Origin of the sequence: Sphingomonas sp. LC-1, from assembly GCF_025371035.1 — a bacterium.
Taxonomy (GTDB): Bacteria; Pseudomonadota; Alphaproteobacteria; order Sphingomonadales; family Sphingomonadaceae; genus Sphingomonas; species Sphingomonas sanguinis_E.
Map to the genome: position 1 here is coordinate 33,407 of NZ_JANZXB010000015.1, position 22,782 is coordinate 56,188.

A 22,782-nucleotide genomic window follows, 5' to 3' on the forward strand; every position below is an offset into this window, starting at 1 on the left:
TGCCATCCGCGTCCCGAGCGTCGACAGAGTGCGGCATGACGACCGACCGCACCGCGCGCACCGGCCTGTTGCTCGGCATCGGGGCCTATGTCTCCTGGGGTATCTTGCCCCTGTATCTCAAGCTCTTGAAGGGCGTGCCCGCACTTCAGGTGCTGGCCCATCGGATATTGTGGTCGCTGTTGCTGCTGGCCGTGGTCGTGCTGATCGCCCGGCGAGGGCCCGCGATTCGGGCGGCGGCGCGGGGGCGGACCCTGCTGTTGCTGTGCGCGAGTGCCGCGCTGATCGCGGTCAACTGGCTGATCTATATCTGGTCGGTGCAGCATGATCATGTGCTGGAGGCCAGTCTCGGTTACTTCATCAACCCGCTGATCAATGTCGCGCTGGGTGTCGCGCTGCTCGGCGAGCGAATTCGGCGGGGACAGGCGGTCGCGGTCGGGATCGCCGCGCTCGGCGTCGCGATACTGGCTGTCAGCGGGGGCGGCGCGATCTGGATCTCTCTGGCGCTGGCGCTGTCGTTCGGCTTTTACGGTTTCGTCCGCAAGATCGCCGCGATCGATGCACTGGGCGGGCTGACGGTCGAAACCGCGCTGCTCGCCGGGCCCGCATTGGCGGTGCTGGTCCATGCGAGCGCCAGCGGTACGGCCGCCTTCGGAACGGACCGGCATCTCGACCTGCTGCTGATCCTGGCGGGAGCGGTGACGGCGGTGCCCCTGCTGATGTTCGCGGCGGCGGCGCGGCGGATGCGCTATGCAACGCTGGGGCTGCTGCAATATCTCGCGCCGACGCTGCAATTCGCGCAGGCCGTGCTGCTGTTCGGCGAGCCGCTCAGGCCCGTCCATATCGTCACGTTCGCGCTGATCTGGACGGGGTGTGTGCTCTACGCTGTCGATAGCGTGCGAGGGAGTCGAACGCCGGCGCCGGCCGAATAGGTTCGGACCCAGCCACAGGCTGCCCATCTCGACGATCAAGCGGCTCCGCGCCTCTGCGCGAACAAAAACCTATCGCCGCCCGCTCTGCAATTTCGCGACCGCCCGCCGAAGAACGCCGCGCGGCGCCACCCGCGTGCTGGCGGCGGTCAGGCGGTTGAGCAGGCCGGATACCATCACCGCTTGCCCTCGCTCCAATGCCGCCAGGCCGTCGCGCACCACCTGTTGGGAGTCCGATGCGAAGCGGGTGAAGAGCGGCGTCTCCCCCATCCCCGCGACATCGGCGAATTCGGTCCTGGTCGGCCCCGGGCACAGCGCGGTGACGGTCACGCCGCGCCCTTTCACCTCTTCGTGTAGTGCTTCGGAGAAATGCAGCACGAACGCCTTGCTGGCATAATAGACCGCCATATACGGCCCCGGCTGAAAGGCGGCGGTCGAGGCCACGTTCAGCACCGCGCCGCGTCCGCGCGCCAGCATTGGCGGCAGCAGCGCATGGGTCAGCGTCACCAGCGCCCGGACGTTCAGGTCGATCATCCCGGTCTGCGTCGCCAGATCGCCATCGGCAAAGTCGCCCAATGCGCCATAGCCCGCATTGTTGATGAGCGTGTCGATATGCAGGCCGCGATCGGCCACCGCGTGGAGCAGCGTCGCGACCCCCTCGGCATGGCCCAGATCGGCGGAGATGACTTGCACCTCCACCCCCGGCCGCTGCGCCAATTCGTCGGCCAGCGCGGTCAGCCGCTCGGTCCGTCGGGCGGTCAGGACCAACGTCACAGGCTTCTTCGCCAGCGCCCGTGCGAAGTCCGCGCCCAGACCGGCGGAGGCTCCGGTGATCAGGATGGTGTCGGTCATGGCCGCGCTCCCAACAGGGGCGGCGGCTCATCGTTCAGCCGGCCGCCGGTAAAACCTGCCCGTTGCAATCCCCGCCGGAGGTGCGGGTTCCGCCGCATCGTCCTCCAGACCGGGCCATGCGGTGATTCTCGGCCATCGCGACCATGGGTCCCTGATCGATGCCCGGATCCTCTTTGTCGATCCTACCGATACCGGGGACGATGCACATTTGCTTCAACGGCCCGTGCGGCGCGTTGGCGAAGGATGTGCGGGGCGAGACGGTTGGGAGGCAGGAAGGGGCGGCCCGCCATCGGGCCGCCCGGCATCCTCTCCCGGCACGGAGCCCGCAGGCTCCAGATGCCCGATGTCGACCTGTGCCGGCCGATCATCATGACATGGAGGTCATCTAGTCCCGACCTGCCGGGCCACTCAAGCACCTGATGATAGGTTCCGGTACGAAGCGCGGCGGGTGTGACTTTCGAGCAACGGGTATGGTGGTGGCGTCGTGCCAGACTATCGCGCTATGAGGACTGTATGAATGTGGAAATTCGCCATGACGGACCTGTCGCGATCATAACGCTACGGAATCCGCCAAATAATCATCTGGGACTGGGAACCATTTCGCAATTGGCGGATGCGTTCGATGCCGCCGATGCCGATCCTGCGGTTCGGGCAATTCTTCTTCGATCCGAGGGTAGGGTTTTTTGTGCGGGGGCCGATCTGGTCAACGCCAACCCGGTCGCCGATCCTTTGCCGGAGGGCGAGCGCAGCCCCTTCTACATGGCGGCGGCGCGGTTGTTCGGCGTGGCGACCCCGATCGTCGCGGCGGTGCAGGGGGCGGCGGTCGGCGCGGGGCTGGGCCTCGCGCTGGTCGCCGACTTCCGCATCGCCACGCCCGAGGCCCGGTTTGTGGCGAACTTTGTGGCGCTGGGGCTGCATCCGGGGTTCGGGATTTCGGCGGTGCTGGAGCGGGTGATCGGGCGGCAACGCGCCGCGATGATGCTGTTGACCGGCCGACGCATTCGCGGCGAGGAAGCCGAGCGCTGGGGTCTGGTGGATCAGCTTGTGTCTGCCGAGGCGCTGGACGAAACGGCGCTGGCTCTGGCGCAGGAGATCGCAGCGGCCGCGCCGCTGGCGGTGGCGGCCACCCGCCGGACGCTGCGCGGCGATCTGCGGGCGCTGGTCGAGGCGGCGACCGATCACGAACTGGCCGAACAGGCGAAGCTGATGCGGACCGAGGATTTCGCCGAAGGGGTGCGCGCAGTTGCCGAGCGGCGACCGGGGCGGTTCGTGGGACGGTAATACGGCAATTCACCGAAGCCCCCACCCGTCGTTCAGCCTGAACGGCGGTGGGGGATTGTCGGCAAGCGCGGATCAGCAGCGGAGTCGCGGTTGGGCCTCAGCCTTTGCGCGCCGCCAGTTCGGCCTGGCGCGCGGGCAGCGCGGCCAGGATCGCGCGGCGTTCCTCGGCGGGCTTGGCGCTCCAGTTAGAGATTTCACGGATCGTCCGCGCGCAGCCCAGGCACCAGCCGGTGGCCTTGTCCATCGTGCAGACCAGGACGCACGGGCTGGCAAGGTCCACCGGTTGCGGTTCGACGAAGCTGATGATGTCGAGCGACATGGGACGGTCAGAGTCCGAACGAAACCTTCAGGAAGTCCGGGATCGGGCCGTTCCAGCCATTATCGTCCGCCGCCTCATCGCCGCCCGAGCGACGACGGTCGCGGTGCGGGGTTTCGGCACGCGGTGCGCGCGGTTCCTCGAACCGGGGTTCCTCGCGGCGCGGACGCGGCGTCCGGGCGCGGGGTTGTTCGGCCTGGGGAACAGGCGCGTCCTCGGCCTGGGGAGCGGGCGCTTCCGCCTCGGCCTGACGTGCGCCGCGATCGCGGCGAGACCGGCGCGGCGCGCGCTCTTCCTCGGCGGGGGCGGGGAGTTCGAGGCGATCGATCTTCTGTCCGGTCAGCTTCTCGATATTGTCGAGATTCTCGGCATCGTCGGGCGCGACGAAGGTGTAGGCGACGCCCGTCGCACCGCCGCGACCCGTGCGGCCGATGCGATGGACATAATCGTCCGGATGCCAGGGCGCGTCGAAGTTGAACACATGGCTGACGCCCTTGACGTCCAGCCCGCGCGCGGCAACGTCCGATGCGACGAGGATATTCACCTCACCCCGCTTGAACAGCTCCAGCTCGGCCAGACGCTGCGGCTGTTCCATGTCGCCGTGAATCTCGCCCGAGCGGAAGCCGTGCTGCTTGAGCGACTTGTTCAACTCGCGCACGGTCGTCTTGCGGTTGCAGAAGATGATCGCGGTGCGGACCTCGTCCTGCTGGAGCAGCTGGCGCAGCCGCTTGCGCTTCTCGAACGACTGCGGCGCGACGGGTACGACCCATTGCTTGATGTTGATATTGGTCGAGGCGGGGCGGGCCACCTCGATCGTCTTGGGGTTGTCCAGGAACTTGTCGGCCAGCTTCTTGATCGGCGGCGGCATGGTCGCGGAGAAGAGCAGGGTCTGGCGCTGCGAGGGCAGCTTGGTGCAGATTTCCTCGATGTCGGGGATGAACCCCATGTCGAGCATCCGGTCCGCCTCGTCGATGACCAGCATCGAACAGCCGGTCAGCAGGATATTGCCGCGCTGGAACAGGTCCATCAACCGGCCCGGCGTCGCGATCAGCACGTCGACGCCCTTTTCCAGCGCCTTGATCTGGTCGCCCATCGACACGCCGCCGATGAGGAGCGCCATGGAAAGCTTGTGGTTGGCGCCGTATTTCTCGAAATTCTCGGCCACCTGCGCGGCGAGTTCGCGCGTCGGCTCCAGGATCAGGCTGCGCGGCATGCGCGCGCGGCTGCGTCCATGCGCCAATATGTCGATCATCGGCAGCACGAAGGAGGCGGTCTTGCCCGTGCCCGTCTGGGCGATGCCGATGATGTCGCGCATCATCAGGACGGACGGGATGGCGGAGGCCTGAATCGGCGTCGGCTCGGTATAGCCGGCGTCGTTCACCGTCTTCAGGAGTTCGTCGGAGAGGCCGAGATCGGCAAAGCTCATGCAGTTTTCCGAGATATGGCGGGATGGGAATCGCCCCGCGCTCGCCCAGCAGCTTTCGGGCGCTTGCGGATTTGGCGGGAAAAGTCAAGTTTTCTCCCGAATCGGGAGCATTGCGGCCCGGTCAGCGGATGGGCGTCAGCAGGCGGAAGCGCTGAATCTCGCAGGTCTGTCCGGCTCGGGTGCGAATGGGGTCGCGGTCGGCGCAAATCTGTCCGTCCAGCCCAGGGCGGATATAGAAGCTGGAATAATAATCGATCTGCCGACAGGCACGGGCCAGCTTGGCGCGCACCCGCTTGCCACCGGTCAGGACGATGTCGATCGTCCCCTCGTCGCCGGGCAGGGCCCCGGCCAGTTGCTGGGCGGGGATACAGCGCGGGCCCTTGCGCTCCTTCCAGCGGATCGGGGCAGCGGGGCGGATCGGCGTGCGGGGCACGCGGATGACGACATGCTCGCGCACGATCATCTGCGCATATTGCACACGCACCGGCACATCCGCCGCCCCCAGCAGAGCGGGCGTCGTCAGCGTCATCGACGCGATGGCGGCGAGGTTTCGTGTGCGGCGCAACATGTCAGCAAGAGCCCTTCATAAGACCCATCGTTGAACGCTTTATGAACCTGGCCTAGGCGGATGCATCATGAACCCCGCCCAGACCGCCCTGATCCATGCCCTGTCGCCTATTTTGGGTGAAAAGGGGATCGTCACCGACCCCGCGCTGATCGCGCCGTGGGAAGTCGACTGGCGCCGTCGCTTTTCGGGCCACGCCCCTGCGATTCTCGCGCCCGCCGATACCGGGCAGGTTCAGGCGGTACTGCGCGCGGCAGCCGAGCATCGGGTGCCATTGGTCCCGCAAGGGGGGAACAGCTCGATGGTCGGCGGGGCGACCCCGCCGGGCGACGGATCGGCGGTGATCCTCTCCACCCGCCGGATGAACCGAATTCGCCGCATCGACGCCGACGCCCGCATGGTGGTGGCCGAGGCCGGCGTGATCCTGGCCGATCTGCACGCCGCCGCCGAGGGGGAGGGGGCACGCTTCCCGTTGACCCTGGGGGCGAAGGGCAATGCGACTGTGGGCGGGCTGGTGTCGACCAATGCCGGCGGGACGCAGGTGCTGCGGTTCGGCACGATGCGCGGACTGACGTTGGGGGTCGAGGCGGTGCTGCCCGACGGGACTCTCCATGACGGCCTGTCGGCGCTGAAGAAGGACAATCGCGGTTACGATCTGGGGCAGTTGCTGATCGGGGCGGAGGGGACGCTGGGAATCGTCACGGCGGCGGCGCTGCGGCTGGCACCGGGGATCGCGGCCAGCGCGACCGCCTGGGTCGGCCTAGCCGATCCCGCGGCCGGGCTGGCGCTGCTCCGCCGGTTGCAGGCGGCGAGCGACATGATCGAGAGCTTCGAGATCATGCCCGCCGAAAGCCTGGCCGCCGCCGTCGCGCATCTGCCCGGTGCGCGCCGTCCGCTGGAAACCGACCATCCCTGGCACGTCCTGATCGAGGCCGTGACGGGCGACCCCGACGTCGATCCGGCCACGATGCTGGAGACGCAATTGGGCAGGGCGCTGGCCGACGGCATCGCCGCCGATGCGGTGATCGCCGCATCGCAAGCGCAGAGCGAGGCTTTCTGGCTTCTCCGCCATTCGTTGTCCGATGCCGAGCGGGCGCTGGGCCCGGCGGTGCAGCACGACATTGCCGTGCCGGTCGAGGCGATGCCGCGTTTCATGGTGGAGGCGGCGGCGGCATGCGATGCGCGCTTCGCCGGCACCCATGCCTCGGGCTTCGGGCATCTCGGCGATGGCAATATCCATTTCCATGTCCGCGCCGCCCCCGGCACCGATCGCGACCGCTTCTATGCCGAGCAGGCCGCGACCATCACCCGCTTCGTCCATGATCTGGTCATGGCGGCGGGGGGGACGATCTCCGCCGAACATGGCATCGGCCAGATGAAGCGCGACGAACTGGCCCGCCTTTCGCCCGAACGGGTTGCGGCGATCCGCGCGATCAAGACGGCGCTCGATCCGCACGGCCTGTTCAATCCGGGCAAGCTGATTGCTTGCGCATAAGGCTCCGGCCCCATAGACACGGGGCCAGGACGCGCGGCCGGGGGGCTCGCGTGACTTGAGTTTTTGGAGATCATCATGGCCAGCGCGCCGTCCCTTCCCCTTTTCTACAATGGCCTGGAGCCGCTTTCGAGCGAGGCGCACGCCAATTACAAGGTTCGTCCGCAGGAGACGGCGCCCTTCCTCGTCGGTCAGCACGCGATTCCCGTCACCGTCGACGAATTCCCGCTGGTGCAGCGTTTCATGCCGATCGTCTTCTCGGTCGGTGAGCAGCCGATCCCGCTGGCGCTGATGGGCCTGAACGAAGGCGTCAACGTCTTTGTCGACGACGAAGGTCGCCTGACCGAGACGAACTTCTACGTCCCGGCCTATATCCGCCGCTATCCCTATATGCTGGCCAGGCTGCGTCCCGAAGCGGAAGAGCTGTCGCTGTGCTTCGATCCGACCTCGCCGACCATCGGTGCGTTCGACGAGGGCGATGCCCTGTTCGACGGCAACCAGCCCAGCGAGCTGACCAAGAACATCCTGTCGTTCAACGAATCGTTCGAACAGGCGGGCGCCCGCACCCAGAACTTCATGACCGAGCTGACCGAAATGGGTCTGCTGATGGACGGTGAAGTCTCGATCCAGCCGGATGGCGCGGATCAGCCCTTCGTCTATCGCGGCTTCCAGATGATCAACGAGGAAAAGCTGGTCGACCTGCGCGGTGACCAGCTGCGCAAGATGAGCCAGTCGGGCATGCTCCCGCTGCTCTATGCGCATCTCTTCTCGCTGTCGCTGATGCGCGACATCTTCGCCCGTCAGGCGCAGCTGGGCAAGATGCCGCAGCCGCAGCTTCAGCCGGTCGGCTGATCCGATGCGCGGACCGGTCGCCGCCAGTCCGCGCTACAGCCAGGTCGCGATCGTCTTTCACTGGACGATCGCGGCGCTGGTCGTGGCCAATCTGGCCATCGGGCTTCTCCATGAGAGCCTGTTGCAGGGGACGATTCCACTGCACAAGGCGATCGGGTTGACCGTGCTGGCGTTGACCGCCGCGCGGATCGTCTGGCGGCTGGGACACCGCCCGCCGCCCTTGCCCGCAGAGATTCCCGTCTGGGCGCGGGGCAGCGCCCATGCGCTCCACGCCACGCTCTATTTCCTGATGATCGCCATGCCGATGACCGGCTGGGCGATGGGGTCCGGCCGCGACGTACCGCGTCCCGTCAGCTGGTTCGGCCTGTTCGACGTGCCGCCCCTGCCGATCGGCAAGGCCGCCGCCGGGTTCGGTCACGAAGCGCATGAGATATTGGGCTGGGTGATGCTGGCGCTGGTGGCGATCCATGTCGCGGCGGCGCTGCGCCATCACTATCTGCTGCGCGACGGTCTTCTGGCGCGTATGGGTTTTCGCATAGGCTGAGCTGCTTTACCCGGCTTTACGAGGCGGCGTCCCCGACGGATCGGGTGGTCGGGAACCATCGCTCCATGATCCGTTGCTCAGGAGCAGCCCAAATGGCCGGATTTGGGCGTAAGCGGAACGTCCATTCGTGGTAGTTTGCGGAACGGGAACTTTAGTCTGTTCGGTGTTGAAACGGCGGCGCTCATCCGCCTACCATCATCTGCATGGGCGACACCCACAGCAGGATCATGGCGGCGGCTGCCAAGAAGCAGTTAGCCCCGCTGGGCTTTCGCCAGCAGGGGCGATCTCGCCTCTGGTTCGCAGACCGTGGTTCGTGGCTGAACGTCGTGGAGTTCACCCCGAGTAGATGGTCAAAGAGCGTGTCACTGATGAACGCCGCTCACTGGCTGTGGATAGGCGCTGGCTTCATGAGTTTGAACGAGGCGGTTCCGTCGCAATTACACGTGGAGTTTGAGACCGAAGAGCAGTTTGAGGGGGCGGCGCGGGAGATCGCGCAGGCCGCACAGATCAACGCCTGCCTGATGGACGAGCGCTTTCCGTCGTTCCAAGCCATTGCCGAGTTCGTGATCGAGCGCGCCGAGAGTTCTCCCGAACGCTTGGGGCTGAGTTGGTGGGGCTACGAGGCCGGGGTTGCCGCTGGACTGCTCGGTCGAGTTGACGAGTCCAGTCGCTTCTTGCGCGGACTTACCGATGATCGGGTTGTGAGCCGAGCCGCGAACCTTCTCCCTCTAATCGGGAGGCTGGACGCCTTCAGTAGCGCGGTGAACATAAACGTCGCAGAGGAGCGCGCGAGATTGAAGCTGGTGGCGCTTGAACCGCCTGCATTCTAACGACCGCCTCTGGGCGTCAACGGTCGCGTTGTCGATAGCGAAGGAAGGCATTGATCGTGCCTCTCGCGGCGACGCCAATGATCCCGGATATGGCTGCGGCGGCTGCGATCATCTTCCAGCCATCGATGCAATCCGCTTCCGGGATGCAATGCCCCATCGAAGCATAGATAAATGCGGCACCAAGAAGGGGGAGGCCGGTGATGGCTGCCACCGCGCAGCCGAGCTTTCCTCCCGCGGTTCCGCTACCCTGGTAAGCGCTGTCATTCGGCATTGGTTGACACTGGGGAATCGGCCATTCGGCAGCAAGCGAATCCCGTCCGGGAGCGGCAAGCAATGGACGTCGGCAGACGGGCAGCTTCCGGATTTTCCGGACCGAATTCGCCGGCGCTCGCCTCATGTAGGGAAGCCGCGCGCCGGCTCCGCCATCACCCGTGACGAAAAAATGACGAATTGTGCGATGCGGGGTTGAACCAAATAGGCCCCTTCTTATTTATATCCTGTACGACGTCGTGTCCCCCCTTTCGCGATGTCGTATGACACGCTTTCAGCGTGTCTCCTCCCTGAACCTTGGCCACCTCGCGCTCCTCCCCCTTTGCGCGAGGTGGTTTTTTTATCTGGGCTATTCCGCCGCCAGCGCGACTGGCTGGCCCAGCGCCTCGGCATTGACGGCGGACAATATATTGCGCACCAGCGTAACCGTCGCGTCGAAGCCCGCCCCCGGCGCCTCGAGCGCTTCGTCCAGATAGAGCGAACGATCGAGTTCCAGCTGGATCGCATGGATTCCCCGACGCGGGGCACCATGGCGCTGTACGATATGGCCCCCGGCATAGGGCGCATTGCGCGTCGCCGGGACGCCCGCCGCGCGCGCCTCGGCCTCGATCCGCCGGACAAAGCGCGTGTCCGCCGTCAACCCGTGACGATCGCCGATGACGATCCGTGGCATGAGGTCGGCGGCCCCCAGCGGTGGCATCGAGTGAAGGTCGAGCAGCACCGCCACGCCGAACTGCGCCTTGGCCTCCGCCAGGGCATCCGAGAGCGCCTGGTGATAGGGGCGATGATCGGCGGCGATCCGCTCGATCATTTCCGCATCGGTAAAGCGGCGGGTCCAGATGTCGCCATGCCCGGCGACCCGGCGCGGCACGAGCCCCAGGCCGCTGCGCAACTTCGCCGAAGCGCGCCCCTGTGTTCTCGCCCCCAGGTCAATGACCGGATCGCGTTCCTGCTCGTCCCGGTTGAGGTCGATCCAGGCGCGGGGCAGCCTCTGGACCAGCGTCGGTTCGTGCCGACGTGCCGCCAGGGCGACCCGATCGATCAATCGATCCTCCAGCCCCATCACGGCCGACACCGGCACGCGCAGCGCCTCGATCAGCGCGGGGGGATAATCGCGCCCGCCATGCGGCACCGAAATCACGACCGGGCCCTCCACCGGTCCACAAAGGCTTTGAAAAGATGCGCCGGGGTTTTGGCTGGCCATTGTGCGCGACAGTAGGTCGGGCCGGGAAAGGGCGCAATGGTCTGGAAATATTAACCAGCTTTTCGCTAAGCTCGACGCCAAGATGAATCGGAATCACGACATGTTTCACATCCTGCTGGCCGAAGACGACGACGTCATGCGCGAATATCTAACCCGCGCGCTGACCCGGTCGGGTTATCGGGTTTCGGCGGTCGATCGCGGGACGGCGGCCTTGCCGCTGCTGGAGAATGAGCGCTTCGATCTGTTGCTGACCGACATCGTGATGCCCGAAATGGACGGCATCGAACTGGCCCAGCGCGCTGCCGCGATCGTCCCCGACCTGCGGGTGATGTTCATTACTGGCTTTGCCGCCGTCACGCTGAAGGCCGGTCAGGCCGTGCCCAACGCCCGCGTCCTCTCCAAGCCCTTCCACTTGCGCGACCTGGTGATGGAGGTCGACCGACTTTTTCACGCAGATTCGGTCGATGGCGCAATTTAGGGGTTGCCAGCCCTGAACAACCTGCTAATTGGCCGGCCTCCGGCGGGCGTGTAGCTCAGTGGTAGAGCACTGTGTTGACATCGCAGGGGTCGCAAGTTCAATCCTTGCCACGCCCACCATCGAAAACCCCGCTAGGCCAACGGCTTAGCGGGGTTTTTGTTGTTGGCGAGCTGGCCGCTTCGATTGGCGGGTTTCGGTATCTTGCCGTCTTATGGCATCCATTGAGCCCCGGAGCGGTGCGAAGGCAACGAGCGATCGCCCTTGCGCGAAACGCGGATGAGGGGATTGGCGGGATTTTGCGTATAATGGGATCATGACCGATCCCTTCGACCGTGATCTTGCCCGGTTGGCCAGCCTTGCGCCGCCGGATTCCCTGTATGGGCTGGAGGACCGGGTGGCGTCCGCCATCGGGGCGGACGTGCCGGCCGGCCGGTCATCCTCCCTGCGGGGCATGGCCGTCGCGGGTAGCGCGGCGTTGCTGCTGGGGCTGGCCGGGGGCGGGGTGATGGCGGGGCGGATCGAGGCGCGGGAGCGGCCCGTCGCACTTGTCGCGCTGGATGCGGGGCTGGCGCCCTCGACATTGCTGCTGGGGCGGTGATGCGACAGAATCTCCTGACGTTGGTCATCGCCTTTGTCGCCGCGCTGGCGGGGGTGGCGATCGGGTGCCGGGTTTTGATGCCCGCCGAGCCGCAGGCCAGCGATCTCCACACGCTGGTTCATCACGAGATCCCGCTCGATCCGGCACAGAATGTCGCGCTCGACCGGTTGGAGGCGCGGTTCGCCGCCACCCGTGCGACGCTGGAGGCGCGGTTGCGTGGTGACAATGCCCGGCTGGCGGCAGCGATTGAGGCCGAGCATCGCGACGGTCCGCGCGTCACCCAGGCGATCGACGCGGTCCATCACAGCATGGGCGATCTGCAAAAGGCGACGCTGGCGCATGTCTTTGCCATGCGCGCGCAGTTGCGCCCGGATCAGGCGGCGACCTTCGATCGGCTGGTCGTGGCCAAGCTGACCGATAGCGACCATTGAGCCGGGCGGGGTGAGCCGCGATCTGGCGGGACTGGCCGATGGCGATCTGGTGGCGTTGGCACGGAGCGGCCGCCCCGGCGCCTATGCGGCGATCGTCACGCGGCAGAAGGCGGCGCTCTACCGTCTGATCCTGGCGCATGTCCGCGACGCCGACGAGGCGCTGGATCTGGTGCAGGAGAGCTTCGTCGCGGCGCATGACGCGCTGGCACGCTTCGACGAGACGCGCTCGCTCCGCGCCTGGCTCAGCCGGATCGCGCTCAACAAATGCCGGGACTGGGCCCGGCGGCGGCGGGTGCGCGCGATGCTGTCGCGTGTCTTGCCGGTCGAGGCGGCCGCGGCGGTTGCCGATGACCGGATCGGAGCCGAAGCGGCGGCGATCGAGCGCGATTCGCTGGCGCGGACGCTGGCGGCGCTGGACGACCTGCCCGAGGCGTTGCGGGTGCCGCTGATCCTCTGCGCGATCGAGGGGCTAAGCCAGATGGAGGCGGCCGAAGCGCTGGGCCTGAGCGTCAAGGCGATCGAGCTTCGCATTCGCCGTGCGCGCGCGGCGTTGCGCGATGCCATTCCCTGAATTTCCGCCATGGGTGAGGGGGCGGCCCAGCCCGCGCGTATAAGGGGCATGACCGACACCGCGATTTCGATCCGCCGCCGTGAGATTCTGGCTGGCGGCATGGGGCTGAGTGCCCTGGCGGCACTGCCCGCCTGGGCACAGAGCCATGGCGGCGGGCTGGCGCATGGACCGGCCGCCATGACGAACCCGCGTGAGATGCTGACCGGTCCGGACGTGACCCTGACCGTCGCGCGGCAGATGATGCGGATCGACGGCAAACCCTATCATGCGATCGGGATCAACGGAGCGACGCCCGCGCCGTTGATCCGTCTGCGTGAGGGGCAAAAGGCGCGGATCACGGTCGTCAACACGCTGGATGAAGAGACGTCGATCCACTGGCACGGGCTGCTCCTGCCGTTCCAGATGGACGGAGTGCCGGGAATCAGCTTTCCCGGTATTCCGGCAGGCGGGCGCTTCACCTATGAATTTCCGGTCGTGCAGGCGGGGACCTATTGGTATCACAGCCATTCGGGCTTGCAGGAGCAGGAGGGGCATTACGGCCCCATTGTCATCGATCCCGCCGGTCCCGATCCGATCCTGTCCGATCGGGAGCATGTCATCGTCCTGTCGGATCACAGCCCGCTCCACCCCCATGCGATCTTTCGGCGGTTGAAGCTGCAGGGCGGCTATTTCAACTATCAGAAGCAGACGGCGTCGGGCCTGCTGGCGGGGCGGGACCAGCCGCTGGCGGAGCGGTTGCGCTGGGGCGCGATGCGGATGGATCCCAGCGACGTGTCGGATGTGACGGGTTCGACCTATCGCTACCTGATCAACGGCCATGGTCCGGCGGACAATTGGACCGGCCTGTTCGCGGCGGGCGAGCGGGTGCGGCTGCGGGTGGTCAATGCCTCGGCCATGACCAACTTCAACCTGCGGATACCGGGCCTGTCGCTTCAGGTGGTGCAGGCCGATGGGCAGAATGTCCGGCCCGTCGCGGTCGACGAACTCCAGATCGCGGTCGCCGAAACCTATGACCTGATCGTCACGCCGACCGAGGACCGCGCCTATACGCTGGTGGCGGAGGCGTGGGACCGTTCGGGCATGGTGCGCGGAACTCTGGCCCCGCGCCCCGGCATGGTCGCCGCCGTGCCCGCGCTCCGCCCGCGTCCGCTGGCGACGATGAAGGATATGGGGATGGGGGATATGGCCACGATGGACCATGGCGGAGGGGGCGGCGGCTGCGCTCCCGAGCATGCCGCCATGGGGCATTGCCAGCCCGGCGCCGCGCCTACGATGGACCACGGCGCGATGAAGCACGACATGCGCGACTTCGCCAATGCGCCCGGCCTGCCGCGCACGCCCGTCGTCCAGACGGTGTCGCCGATGCCGGTCGACCGGACGGGCGAGCCGCCGCAAGGGCTGGCCGATGTCGGGCACCGCGTGCTGACCTATCGCGATCTCGTGAGCCTTGCCCCCAATCCCGATCGACGGGTGCCGTCCCGCGCGCTGACCATCCACCTAACCGGCAATATGGAACGCTATATGTGGGCGTTCGACGGGGTGAAGCTGAACGCGGTGACCGCCCCCATCCCGTTCCGGCTGGGCGAGCGGGTCCGCGTGACGTTGGTCAATGATACGATGATGGCGCACCCCATCCATCTTCATGGCCATTTCTTCGAGCTGGTGACGGGACATGGCGATCATGCTCCGCGCAAGCATACCGTCAATGTCGCGCCCGGCGGCACGGCCAGCTTCGACCTGACGGCGGATGCCGAGGGCGACTGGGCCTTTCACTGCCATCTGCTGTATCACATGCATGCGGGAATGATGCAGGTCGTCACCGTGCGACCGGACGCCGACGGGGAGGCGGCGGCATGATCGCGCTGATGCTGATGCTCGCCGATCCGACGATGCAGCATCAGGGCATGGCCATGCCCGGCATGACGATGCCCATGGCAAAGCCAAAGCCTGTGGCCACTCCCAAGCCCTGGCGCGGTGGTTCGCCGACGCCGGCCAAGCGAGGCAAGCCCGGTGGGGTTCGGCCCGCCCGGACCGAATCATGTTCGGCGGAGCACGCAGCGATGGGGCATTGCCGCCCGACTGCGGCCACCCCGACCGGGGAGCATGACGACATGGCTCACGGCGCGATGCCACCCATGACCATGCCATCGCCAGCACCCGCTTGCTCGGCGGAGCATGCGGCGATGGGGCATTGCCGACCGGGGGTGGACGCCGCGGGGGGAATGTCGGGCCAAGACCATGGCGCGATGCCGGGCATGGCGCCCGCCGCCGCGCCTGCCTGTCCTCCCGAGCATGCGGCGATGGGGCATTGCCAGCCGGGGGCGGACGCTGCGGGGGGAATGTCGGGCCAAGACCATGGCGCGATGCCGGGCATGGCGCCCGCCGCCGCGCCTGCCTGCCCTCCCGAGCATGCGGCGATGGGACATTGCCAGCCGGGCGCCGCCATGGGCATTGAGATTGTCATGGATCACGGCGCCATGCCCGGCATGACCGACGCGCAGCAGGCCATTGGCCATGCGCCGCCGCCAGCACCGCCCGGGGACCGGGCGGCCGATCGCTTCTACGATCCCGCCACGATGGCGGCCGCCGATCGGCAGATGCGGATGGAGCATGGCGGCATGCGCTTTTCGCAAATTCTCTTCAATCTGGCCGAGGTGCAATGGCGCGACGGCCGCGACGGCTATCGCTGGGATGGCGAGGGCTGGTTCGGCGGCGATGTCGACCGGCTGGTCGTCAAGACAGAGGGGGAGGGCACGCTGGGCGGACGGATCGGCGCCGCGGAGGTGCAGGGGCTCTATTCCCGCGCGATCGACCCCTATTGGAACGTACAGGCGGGCGTCCGGCAGGATGTGGGCGTCGGTGCGCGGCGGACCTATGCGGTGCTGGGCGTCGAAGGGCTTGCCCCTTATTGGTTCGACGTCGAAGCCACGCTGTTCCTGTCCGACAAGGGCGAACTCCATGGCCGGGCTGAGGCATGGATCGATCAGCGCATCACCCAGCGCGCCATCCTGCAGCCTCGCGCCGAGGTGAATCTGGCCGCACAGGACGTCCCCGAGCAGCGGATCACGGCGGGCGTCTCCAGCCTCGAACTGGGCCTGCGCCTCCGCTACGAGGTCGCACGCGAATTCGCGCCCTATGTCGGCGTCAACTGGGAGCGGCGCTACGGCGCGGGCGGCGGGGGCGGTGCAGCGCTGGTGCTCGGTGTCCGTAGCTGGTTCTAGAGATAGCGGAGCCAGTGCAGGTCGCGGCGGCGGCGCTTCAACTCGGCGAACCATTTGGTCGGGACGTAAAGCGGTACGATCAGCAGCAGGTACATCAGCCACATCGCCCCGACCGATGGAAGGCCGAACACCTCCCCGTGATTGGGCCCCCAAATCGCGATCGCGCCGGTATACAGGATGCGCAGGACGTAGAGATGGAGCAGATAGAAGAACATCGGCGCCCCGCCCATTATCGCCAGCGTCTGCGTCACCGGGCCCTTACGCCCCTCGAACGATGCGAGCAGCAGCGCGGCGACGCCCAGCGTGGGTAGCAGGAACAGAAGCGATGGCGGATATTTGGTCAGCGCCATAAAGCTCATGACGCTGCGCAGCGTATCCCCCGGCACCGGCGCCCAGGGGACATCGCCATAGCCGTTGATCGTCCGAAGCAGAACGAAGGCAAGGATCAAGGCGAAGCCCAGCGAAGCCAACCAGCGCCGCCGCTCTTCGGCAGTGCGTTGGAACCAGGGGCCGATCGCATAACCGAGCGCGATGACGCCGATCCAGGGAAGGACCGGATAGCTCGTCTTGATCGTAATCCCCATGAAGGCGAATGCGGAGCGCTGGTGGATCATCGCCCAGGGTTCGAACCAGGGGCTGCCGGGGGTCAAGACGATGGGGTCGAGCAGGTTATGCCCCGCGACGATCACGCCCCCGATCATGGCGATCGCGATGCGCGGCAGATGGATCAGCCCCGCCAGCGCGATCATGCACACGCCGATCGCCCAGATGACCTGCAACCACAGGGTCTGCGGCGGCAACCGCCCCGACCAGGCGAAGCTGACCAGGGTCACCTCCAGCAGCATCAGGAACAGGCCGCGCGTCAGCAGGAAGCGGCTCGTCTCCGCGCGGCTGTGCGTCTGGCCGTAGAGCCACGCCGATAGGCCGGTCAGCGCGATGAAGGTCGGAGCGCAGAGCGACGCCAGCGTCCGGCTGAAAAAGAGGGCAGGGGCAACGATCCGCGCGTCCATCGGGTCACCGACCTGCCAATGGGTGCAGAAGGTGTCACGCACATGGTCGAGCAGCATGATGACCATGACCAGCCCGCGCACAGCATCGATGCCGGTCAGCCGAGCGGTCGCGGCGGCGGGGCGCGCGACCGTCCGGGCCGCGTCATGGGGAATGGTCAGGCTGGTCACCCCTCCCGCTCCGGCCATTCGGCATCGATGACCAGCAGCAGCCGATCCTCGCCCGACCCCGCGATCGGCGGCGAGCGATGGATGATCGCCTGGTCGCCGGCGCGCTCGCACCCCTTGAACAGCCCGACGTCTCCGGCCGACAGCGCACGGGGCTCGGCGCCGGCCGTCGCGCCCTGGGGCAGCCACTGGGTCGCCTGTCCGCAATAGGTGGTGATCAGGCGAAGCGCGACATAGTCGGCATGGAATTTCCAGCAGCCATTGCCCGTTACCCGCTCGACACGGACATCCACCCGGTCCTGCCCGGTGAGCGCGGCATAAAGCAGGGCCAGATGCTGCGCGTCGGCGGCGAGCAGGTGATGCCAATCGCGCGGCGGCAGCGGCGCGAGCGCCTCCGCGATCCGGTGCGCGACCGATCGCATGTCACAGGCGAAACGCAGGGCCGGAAAGTCTTCCAGCGTCGGGCGGGTCAGCGGGGAGGCGCGTTGCCAGATGGCGAGGGTCACGGCCGGATCGTCGATCCTGCCGAGGATCGAGGCGTCACCGCCGATACGCACATGATCGGGCGAAATGGGGGCCGTGCGGGGAGCTTCGAATTCTATGGTCTGGATCACGCCTGCCATCATCAGTCATCAGTGTTACGGTGTAACATTACCAGATGGCGTCAGAGAGCGAAAGACCGTCAGGGAAGGGCACGTCCATAAGGAAAAGGGCGGCACCTTTCGGCACCGCCCCATCCGTCCGTCTGCCGAAGCGACGCGGATCAGCCCGCGTCTTCGTCGGGGAAGGCGTTGGTCGGCTTCGACCCCCAAAGTGCGTAGAACAGGATGTAGAGTTCGCACACCGCCGTCAGCAGGAACGACTCCTGCAGGCCGTAATGATCGGCCAGCCAGCCATGCACCGCGACCAGCGCGCCGCCCGCGATCGCCATGATCAGTAGGCCCGAACCCTCCTCGGTCAGCGGACCCAGGCCACGGATGCCGAGCGTGAAGATGGTCGGGAACATGATCGAGTGGAACAGGCCGACGAGGATCAGCGACCACATGGCGACGGTGCCGGTGGTGAAGACGGTCGCCAGCATCACGATGAATGCGCCGATCGAGAAGACGGCCAGCACGGTCCCGGCGGGCACCTTCTGCATGATCGCCGAGCCGACGAAGCGACCGACCATCATCCCGCCCCAGAGCAGGGTCAGGTAACGGCCCGCGGCCTCGGTGGTCATGTTGCCGATGTCGGGGCGGCTGACGAAGTTCACGAACAAATTGCCCACGCCGATCTCGGCGATCAGATAGATGAAGATCGCGCCGATGCCGAACACCAGATTGCGATGCTTCCACAGCGAGTGATTCTGGCGATCCTCCTTGGCGACGCGGCTGGTCGCCGAGCCCATGGCGGGCAGGGGGAAGCGGGCGATGACAAGGGCGAGGACGACCAGCACGACCGCGACCAGCCCATAGGGCAGGACCACGGCATGGGCGTCGGCCAGGCGTTCGGCCTGGGTCAGCGCGGCGCTACCGGCTTCGGCCGTGCCGCCCTTCGACCGGCCGAGGATCAGATAGGCGCCGAACAGCGGGGCCAGCATCGTGCCCATCGAGTTCATCGCCTGGACCAGATTAAGGCGCGACGACGCGGTGTCCGCCGGGCCCAGCACGGCGACATAGGGGTTGGCCGCGACCTGCAGCAGCGTGATGCCGCTGGCGATCACGAACAGCATCAGCAGCGTGACGCCGTAAGAGGGCAGCGACGCCGCCAGCATCATGCCGACCGCACCCGCCGCCATGATGAGCAGGCCGGTCACCAGCGACTTCTGATACCCGATCCGCTCGATCAGCTTGGCCGAAGGGATGGAGGCGAAGAAATAGGCGATGAACCACACGCTCTCGATCAGCGAAGCCTGGAAATAGCTCAGCTCGAACACGCTGCGCAGATGCGGCAGCAGCGTCCCGTTGATGACGGTGATGAAGCCCCACATGAAGAACAGGCTGGCCAGCAGGGTCAATGCCGACCCGTAATTGGTCGTCCCTCCTCCGACAGGCTGTGCGCCGGTGGCGCGGGACGTGACGGGTGCGGCCATGCATTCCTCTCCTACGGACCGGTGATCATCATCAAAAGATGTTCGTCGACCGGCTTGCTCCTGATATTTTGTCTGACTATAGTGATGCCTAAGGCGCGTCAATGGCGTCGGGCGACGGAGGGATGAGGCATGTCGATGGCGTCAATCAAGAGCTTTCTTACTTTGGTAGCGGTAACCTCCGCAATGACTTCTACGGCCGCTCTGGCGAGCGAGGCAAAGCGTGCGCCCGCCGGCTATTCGGTCGAGGGGACGGGCGTCGAGTCGGTGACGCTGACCAACAAGGCCGGGCTGTCGGCGCGCGTGCTGACCTATGGTGCGACGCTCCAGTCGGTGATGGCGCCCGATCGCGAGGGCAAGCTGGCCGACGTGCTGCTCGGCTATGACAAGGCCGAGGATTATGTGAACCATCCGAACTTCTTCGGCGTGACGGTGGGGCGCTTCGCCAACCGGATCGGCGGTGGCCGTTTCACGCTCGACGGGCGCCCCTATCAGCTGACGCTGAACGACAAGGTCAATTCGCTGCATGGCGGGACCAAGGGCTTCGACAAGCATCTGTGGCGGATCGTGTCGATGAAGGACGGCCCGACCGCCAACGTCGTCATGGCGCTGACCAGCCCCGATGGCGATCAGGGTTATCCGGGCAAGGTCGATGCCACCGTCACCTATTCGCTGGACGAGGCGGGGTCGCTGACCATCGCGTTCGAGGCGAAGACCGACAAGCCGACCATCGTCAACATGACGAACCACGCGATCTTCAACCTGAACGGCGAAGGCTCGGCCCTGGGTGCGACCTTCCACAAGCTGACCATTCCCGCCGCCGCCTATACCCCGGTCGATGCCAAGCTGATCCCGACCGGTGAGCGCAAGCCGGTGCAGGGCACGGTGTTCGATTTCCGTGCGCCCCGCGTCGTCGCCGACGGCATCCGCGACGGCAATGACCAGCAGATCCGCTACGGCCAGGGCTATGACCATAATTTCGCGCTCGACAAGGGACTGACCGCCACGCCGCAACTGGCCGCGCGCCTCGAGGACCCGGCGTCGGGCCGCGTGCTCGAAGTGTTGTCGACCGAACCGGGCGTGCAATTCTATACGGGCAATTTCCTCGACGGCACCTATGTCGGCAAGAAGGGCCATCTGTACCGCATGGGCGACGGCATCGCGCTGGAGCCGCAGAAATTCCCCGACTCGCCCAACAAGCCCGATTTCGTCTCGCCGCGCGTCGATCCCGGCAAGCCCTACCGGCATACCATGATCTACCGCTTCTCCACCGTTCGCTGACCGAAAGCCTGACATGACCGACACGCCCAAACTGCGCAGCCGCGCCTGGTTCGACAATCCCGAGAATATCGACATGACCGCGCTCTATCTGGAGCGGTATCTGAACTTCGGCCTGTCGCTGGAGGAGCTTCAGTCGGGCAAGCCGATCATCGGCATCGCGCAGACCGGCTCCGACCTCTCGCCCTGCAACCGCCACCACCTGGTGCTGGCCGAGCGGGTGCGCGAGGGCGTGCGCGAGGCGGGCGGCATCGTCCTGGAATTCCCGGTCCACCCGATCCAGGAAACCGGCAAGCGCCCGACCGCGGGCCTCGACCGCAACCTGGCCTATCTGGGCCTGGTCGAGGTGCTGTACGGCTATCCGCTCGACGCGGTGGTGCTGACCATCGGGTGCGACAAGACGACCCCGGCCGCGCTGATGGCCGCTGCCACCGTCAACATCCCCGCGATCGCACTGTCGGTTGGGCCGATGCTTAACGGCTGGCACAAGGGTGAGCGGACCGGCTCTGGCACCATCGTCTGGAAGGCGCGCCAGATGCTGGCGGCGGGCGAGATCGACGATGCGGAGTTCATCCGCCTGGTCGCCTCGTCGGCGCCGTCGACCGGCTATTGCAACACCATGGGCACCGCGACCACGATGAACTCGCTGGCCGAGGCGCTGGGCATGTCGCTGCCCGGCTCGGCCGCGATCCCCGCGCCCTATCGCGATCGCCAGGAAGTCGCGTACCTGACCGGCAAGCGCATCGTCGAGATGGTGAACGAGGACCTCAAGCCCTCCGACATCCTGACCAAGGAGGCGTTCCACAACGCGATCAAGGTGAACTCGGCGATCGGCGGCTCGACCAACGCGCCGATCCACCTGGCCGCCATCGCGCGCCATATCGGCGTCGACCTGCCCGTGCAGGACTGGGAGACCGAGGGGCACAAGATCCCGCTGCTGGTGAACCTGCAACCGGCGGGCGAATATCTGGGCGAGGATTATTACCGTGCAGGCGGCGTGCCCGCCGTGGTCAACCAGCTGATCGAGCAGGGGCTGATCCACGAGGGCGCGATGACCGTCAACGGCAAGACCATGGGCGAGAATTGCCGTGGCAAGGCGATCGAGGACGAAAAGGTCATCCGCCCCTTCGCCCAGCCGCTCAAGGAAGAAGCGGGCTTCATCGTCCTGTCGGGCAATCTGTTCGACGCCGCCGTGATGAAGACCAGCGTGATCTCGGAGGAATTCCGCGAGCGCTATCTGTCCAACCCCGACGATCCCGATGCCTTTGAAGGTCCGGCGGTCGTGTTCGACGGGCCGGAGGATTATCACCACCGGATCGACGATCCCGCGACCGGCATCACGCCGCAGACGCTGCTGTTCATGCGCGGCGCGGGGCCGATCGGCTATCCGGGTGCGGCGGAAGTCGTCAACATGCGCCCGCCCGCCTATCTGATCACCGAGGGCGTGCACTCGCTGCCCTGCATCGGCGACGGGCGTCAGTCGGGAACGTCGGGGTCCCCCTCGATCCTGAACGCCAGCCCGGAAGCGGCGGCGATGGGCGGCCTGGCGCTAATCGAGACCGGCGACCGGGTGCGGATCGACCTGAACAAGGGCACCGCCAACATCCTCATCTCCGACGAGGAACTGGCCGAGCGTCGTAAGGTGCTGGCGGCGGCGGGCGGGTATAAATACCCCGCGTCGCAGACCCCGTGGCAGGAAATCCAGCGCTCGGTGGTCGGCCAGATGTCGACCGGCGCAATCCTGGAGGGCGCTGAGAAGTATCAGCGTATCGCCCAGACCCAAGGCCTTCCGCGCGACAACCACTAAGAGCAGGCAAGAACGAGCGGATCGAGTGAATACCCCAACGCTCGGTCCGCTCGGGCCTGACTGAGCGGTCAGCTATTCTCCAGCCAGGCCAGGGCGGCGTCATAGGACAGGAAGGCGTCGAGATTTTCCAGCGGATAGCTTTGGCGCACCTGCGACTTGAGCGGACTGGAATCGACGACCAGGGCAAGGCGGTCGCCGGGGACATAATAGATGACGATGCCCTCGCGCATCTTCTCGACCATCGCCATCGGCATGATCGGTGCGCCCCGCCGGTCGATCAGCGCCTTGGCATGGCCGAGATGCGCCCGAGACTCGATCAGGAAAGGGTGGAAGGCGGGCCAGTAACGGTCCGCAATGTCCGGCGTCCAAATGCCGCGCGCCCGGACATGGATGATGTGATGATCGCCCATCGCGATCTCGAATGCGGCGTCCTCGACCTTTTCCGGTGTCATCCGGCTCTCCCGACGCATTTCCATCGCATTCCGGGCGATGACAGGATTAATACCAAAACCGACCATATGCGAATCGCCGCGTAAGGCCAAACCATGTTGCCGGCTTTGGTACAGCCAAGGCAAAGCCCGCGACTGTTTCGAA

24 protein-coding genes and 1 tRNA gene are annotated in these 22,782 nt (G+C 66.4%); 15 read left to right on the plus strand and 10 right to left on the minus strand.

What is annotated here, in order from left to right; all coding sequences use genetic code 11:
- Positions 1-35 precede the first annotated feature (35 nt).
- Positions 36-929, plus strand: coding sequence for an EamA family transporter RarD (rarD, locus tag NZL82_RS17440; protein ID WP_261271019.1), 894 nt, complete (start codon positions 36-38; stop codon positions 927-929).
- A 69-nt stretch (positions 930-998) separates the two neighbouring features.
- Here the strand turns inward: rarD and NZL82_RS17445 are convergent, their stop codons facing one another.
- Positions 999-1,778, minus strand: coding sequence for an SDR family oxidoreductase (locus NZL82_RS17445; RefSeq protein ID WP_261271020.1), 780 nt, complete (start codon positions 1,776-1,778; stop codon positions 999-1,001).
- A 513-nt stretch (positions 1,779-2,291) separates the two neighbouring features.
- Here NZL82_RS17445 and NZL82_RS17455 point away from each other — a divergent pair.
- Entirely contained in the window at positions 2,292-3,059 is a 768-nt protein-coding gene (locus tag NZL82_RS17455; protein WP_261271021.1) for an enoyl-CoA hydratase/isomerase family protein, read from the plus strand.
- Positions 3,060-3,156: 97 nt separating this feature from the next.
- Here the strand turns inward: NZL82_RS17455 and NZL82_RS17460 are convergent, their stop codons facing one another.
- The 3 genes from NZL82_RS17460 to NZL82_RS17470 all read right to left on the minus strand — a co-directional run bounded on the left by NZL82_RS17460 (position 3,157) and on the right by NZL82_RS17470 (position 5,369).
- Entirely contained in the window at positions 3,157-3,378 is a 222-nt protein-coding gene (locus NZL82_RS17460; RefSeq protein WP_261271022.1) for a DUF1289 domain-containing protein, read from the minus strand.
- A 7-nt stretch (positions 3,379-3,385) separates the two neighbouring features.
- A complete protein-coding gene (locus tag NZL82_RS17465) occupies positions 3,386-4,801 on the minus strand; it encodes a DEAD/DEAH box helicase (protein WP_261271023.1) in 1,416 nt (471 codons plus the stop codon).
- 121 nt (positions 4,802-4,922) lie between these two features.
- Positions 4,923-5,369: a hypothetical protein gene (locus NZL82_RS17470; protein WP_261271024.1), complete on the minus strand. Its 447-nt coding sequence runs from the start codon at positions 5,367-5,369 to the stop codon at positions 4,923-4,925.
- A gap of 67 nt (positions 5,370-5,436) precedes the next feature.
- On the opposite strand from NZL82_RS17470, the gene NZL82_RS17475 reads away from it, so the two are divergent.
- From NZL82_RS17475 to NZL82_RS17490, 4 genes are all read left to right on the plus strand, one after another.
- On the plus strand, positions 5,437-6,861 hold the full coding sequence (locus tag NZL82_RS17475) for an FAD-binding oxidoreductase (protein ID WP_261271025.1): 1,425 nt from the start codon (positions 5,437-5,439) through the stop codon (positions 6,859-6,861).
- Positions 6,862-6,936: 75 nt separating this feature from the next.
- Positions 6,937-7,710 (plus strand): SapC family protein, encoded by a 774-nt coding sequence (locus NZL82_RS17480; protein WP_261271026.1) that lies wholly within the window; start codon positions 6,937-6,939, stop codon positions 7,708-7,710.
- Between the two features lie 4 nt (positions 7,711-7,714).
- Positions 7,715-8,254 carry a cytochrome b gene (locus tag NZL82_RS17485; RefSeq protein ID WP_261271027.1) on the plus strand — a complete coding sequence of 180 codons (540 nt, stop codon included), beginning with the start codon at positions 7,715-7,717 and terminating at the stop codon, positions 8,252-8,254.
- A gap of 203 nt (positions 8,255-8,457) precedes the next feature.
- Entirely contained in the window at positions 8,458-9,084 is a 627-nt protein-coding gene (locus NZL82_RS17490) for a hypothetical protein (RefSeq protein WP_261271028.1), read from the plus strand.
- Between the two features lie 16 nt (positions 9,085-9,100).
- Here the strand turns inward: NZL82_RS17490 and NZL82_RS17495 are convergent, their stop codons facing one another.
- Together NZL82_RS17495 and NZL82_RS17500 are read right to left on the minus strand one after the other, a co-directional pair.
- A complete protein-coding gene (locus NZL82_RS17495; protein WP_261271029.1) occupies positions 9,101-9,355 on the minus strand; it encodes a hypothetical protein in 255 nt (84 codons plus the stop codon).
- A 348-nt stretch (positions 9,356-9,703) separates the two neighbouring features.
- Complete coding sequence (locus NZL82_RS17500) at positions 9,704-10,558, minus strand: N-formylglutamate amidohydrolase (RefSeq protein WP_261271030.1); 855 nt, start codon at positions 10,556-10,558, stop codon at positions 9,704-9,706.
- Positions 10,559-10,658: 100 nt separating this feature from the next.
- On the opposite strand from NZL82_RS17500, the gene cpdR reads away from it, so the two are divergent.
- The 7 genes from cpdR (at position 10,659) to NZL82_RS17535 (ending at position 15,857) form a co-directional block, all read left to right on the plus strand.
- Positions 10,659-11,036 carry a cell cycle two-component system response regulator CpdR gene (gene cpdR, locus NZL82_RS17505; RefSeq protein ID WP_261271031.1) on the plus strand — a complete coding sequence of 126 codons (378 nt, stop codon included), beginning with the start codon at positions 10,659-10,661 and terminating at the stop codon, positions 11,034-11,036.
- Between the two features lie 44 nt (positions 11,037-11,080).
- Positions 11,081-11,155: transfer RNA gene (locus NZL82_RS17510), tRNA-Val, on the plus strand.
- 194 nt (positions 11,156-11,349) lie between these two features.
- Positions 11,350-11,634 carry a hypothetical protein gene (locus tag NZL82_RS17515; protein WP_261271032.1) on the plus strand — a complete coding sequence of 95 codons (285 nt, stop codon included), beginning with the start codon at positions 11,350-11,352 and terminating at the stop codon, positions 11,632-11,634.
- A complete protein-coding gene (locus tag NZL82_RS17520) occupies positions 11,634-12,065 on the plus strand; it encodes a periplasmic heavy metal sensor (RefSeq protein ID WP_261271033.1) in 432 nt (143 codons plus the stop codon). The genes NZL82_RS17515 and NZL82_RS17520 overlap by 1 nt, the downstream gene beginning before the upstream one ends.
- Before the next feature lie 10 nt (positions 12,066-12,075).
- On the plus strand, positions 12,076-12,636 hold the full coding sequence (locus NZL82_RS17525; RefSeq protein ID WP_261271034.1) for an RNA polymerase sigma factor: 561 nt from the start codon (positions 12,076-12,078) through the stop codon (positions 12,634-12,636).
- Positions 12,637-12,684: 48 nt separating this feature from the next.
- Positions 12,685-14,493: a copper resistance system multicopper oxidase gene (locus tag NZL82_RS17530; protein WP_261271035.1), complete on the plus strand. Its 1,809-nt coding sequence runs from the start codon at positions 12,685-12,687 to the stop codon at positions 14,491-14,493.
- Entirely contained in the window at positions 14,490-15,857 is a 1,368-nt protein-coding gene (locus NZL82_RS17535; RefSeq protein WP_261271036.1) for a copper resistance protein B, read from the plus strand. Before NZL82_RS17530 ends, NZL82_RS17535 begins: the two co-directional genes overlap by 4 nt.
- Here NZL82_RS17535 and NZL82_RS17540 read toward each other — a convergent pair.
- The 3 genes from NZL82_RS17540 to NZL82_RS17550 form a co-directional block, all read right to left on the minus strand.
- A complete protein-coding gene (locus NZL82_RS17540) occupies positions 15,854-17,035 on the minus strand; it encodes a DUF1624 domain-containing protein (protein WP_261271037.1) in 1,182 nt (393 codons plus the stop codon). The genes NZL82_RS17535 and NZL82_RS17540 overlap by 4 nt on opposite strands.
- Positions 17,032-17,646 (minus strand): DUF1826 domain-containing protein, encoded by a 615-nt coding sequence (locus tag NZL82_RS17545; protein ID WP_261271038.1) that lies wholly within the window; start codon positions 17,644-17,646, stop codon positions 17,032-17,034. Before NZL82_RS17545 ends, NZL82_RS17540 begins: the two co-directional genes overlap by 4 nt.
- 149 nt (positions 17,647-17,795) lie before the next feature.
- Positions 17,796-19,106, minus strand: a complete 1,311-nt coding sequence (locus tag NZL82_RS17550) for a sugar MFS transporter (protein ID WP_261271039.1) — start codon at positions 19,104-19,106, stop codon at positions 17,796-17,798.
- A gap of 183 nt (positions 19,107-19,289) precedes the next feature.
- On the opposite strand from NZL82_RS17550, the gene NZL82_RS17555 reads away from it, so the two are divergent.
- A complete protein-coding gene (locus NZL82_RS17555) occupies positions 19,290-20,384 on the plus strand; it encodes an aldose epimerase family protein (RefSeq protein WP_261271040.1) in 1,095 nt (364 codons plus the stop codon).
- A 13-nt stretch (positions 20,385-20,397) separates the two neighbouring features.
- Positions 20,398-22,188: an IlvD/Edd family dehydratase gene (locus NZL82_RS17560; protein ID WP_261271041.1), complete on the plus strand. Its 1,791-nt coding sequence runs from the start codon at positions 20,398-20,400 to the stop codon at positions 22,186-22,188.
- Positions 22,189-22,256: 68 nt separating this feature from the next.
- Here NZL82_RS17560 and NZL82_RS17565 read toward each other — a convergent pair whose 3' ends face one another.
- Positions 22,257-22,640: a hypothetical protein gene (locus NZL82_RS17565; RefSeq protein ID WP_261271042.1), complete on the minus strand. Its 384-nt coding sequence runs from the start codon at positions 22,638-22,640 to the stop codon at positions 22,257-22,259.
- Between the last annotated feature and the right edge of the window lie 142 nt (positions 22,641-22,782).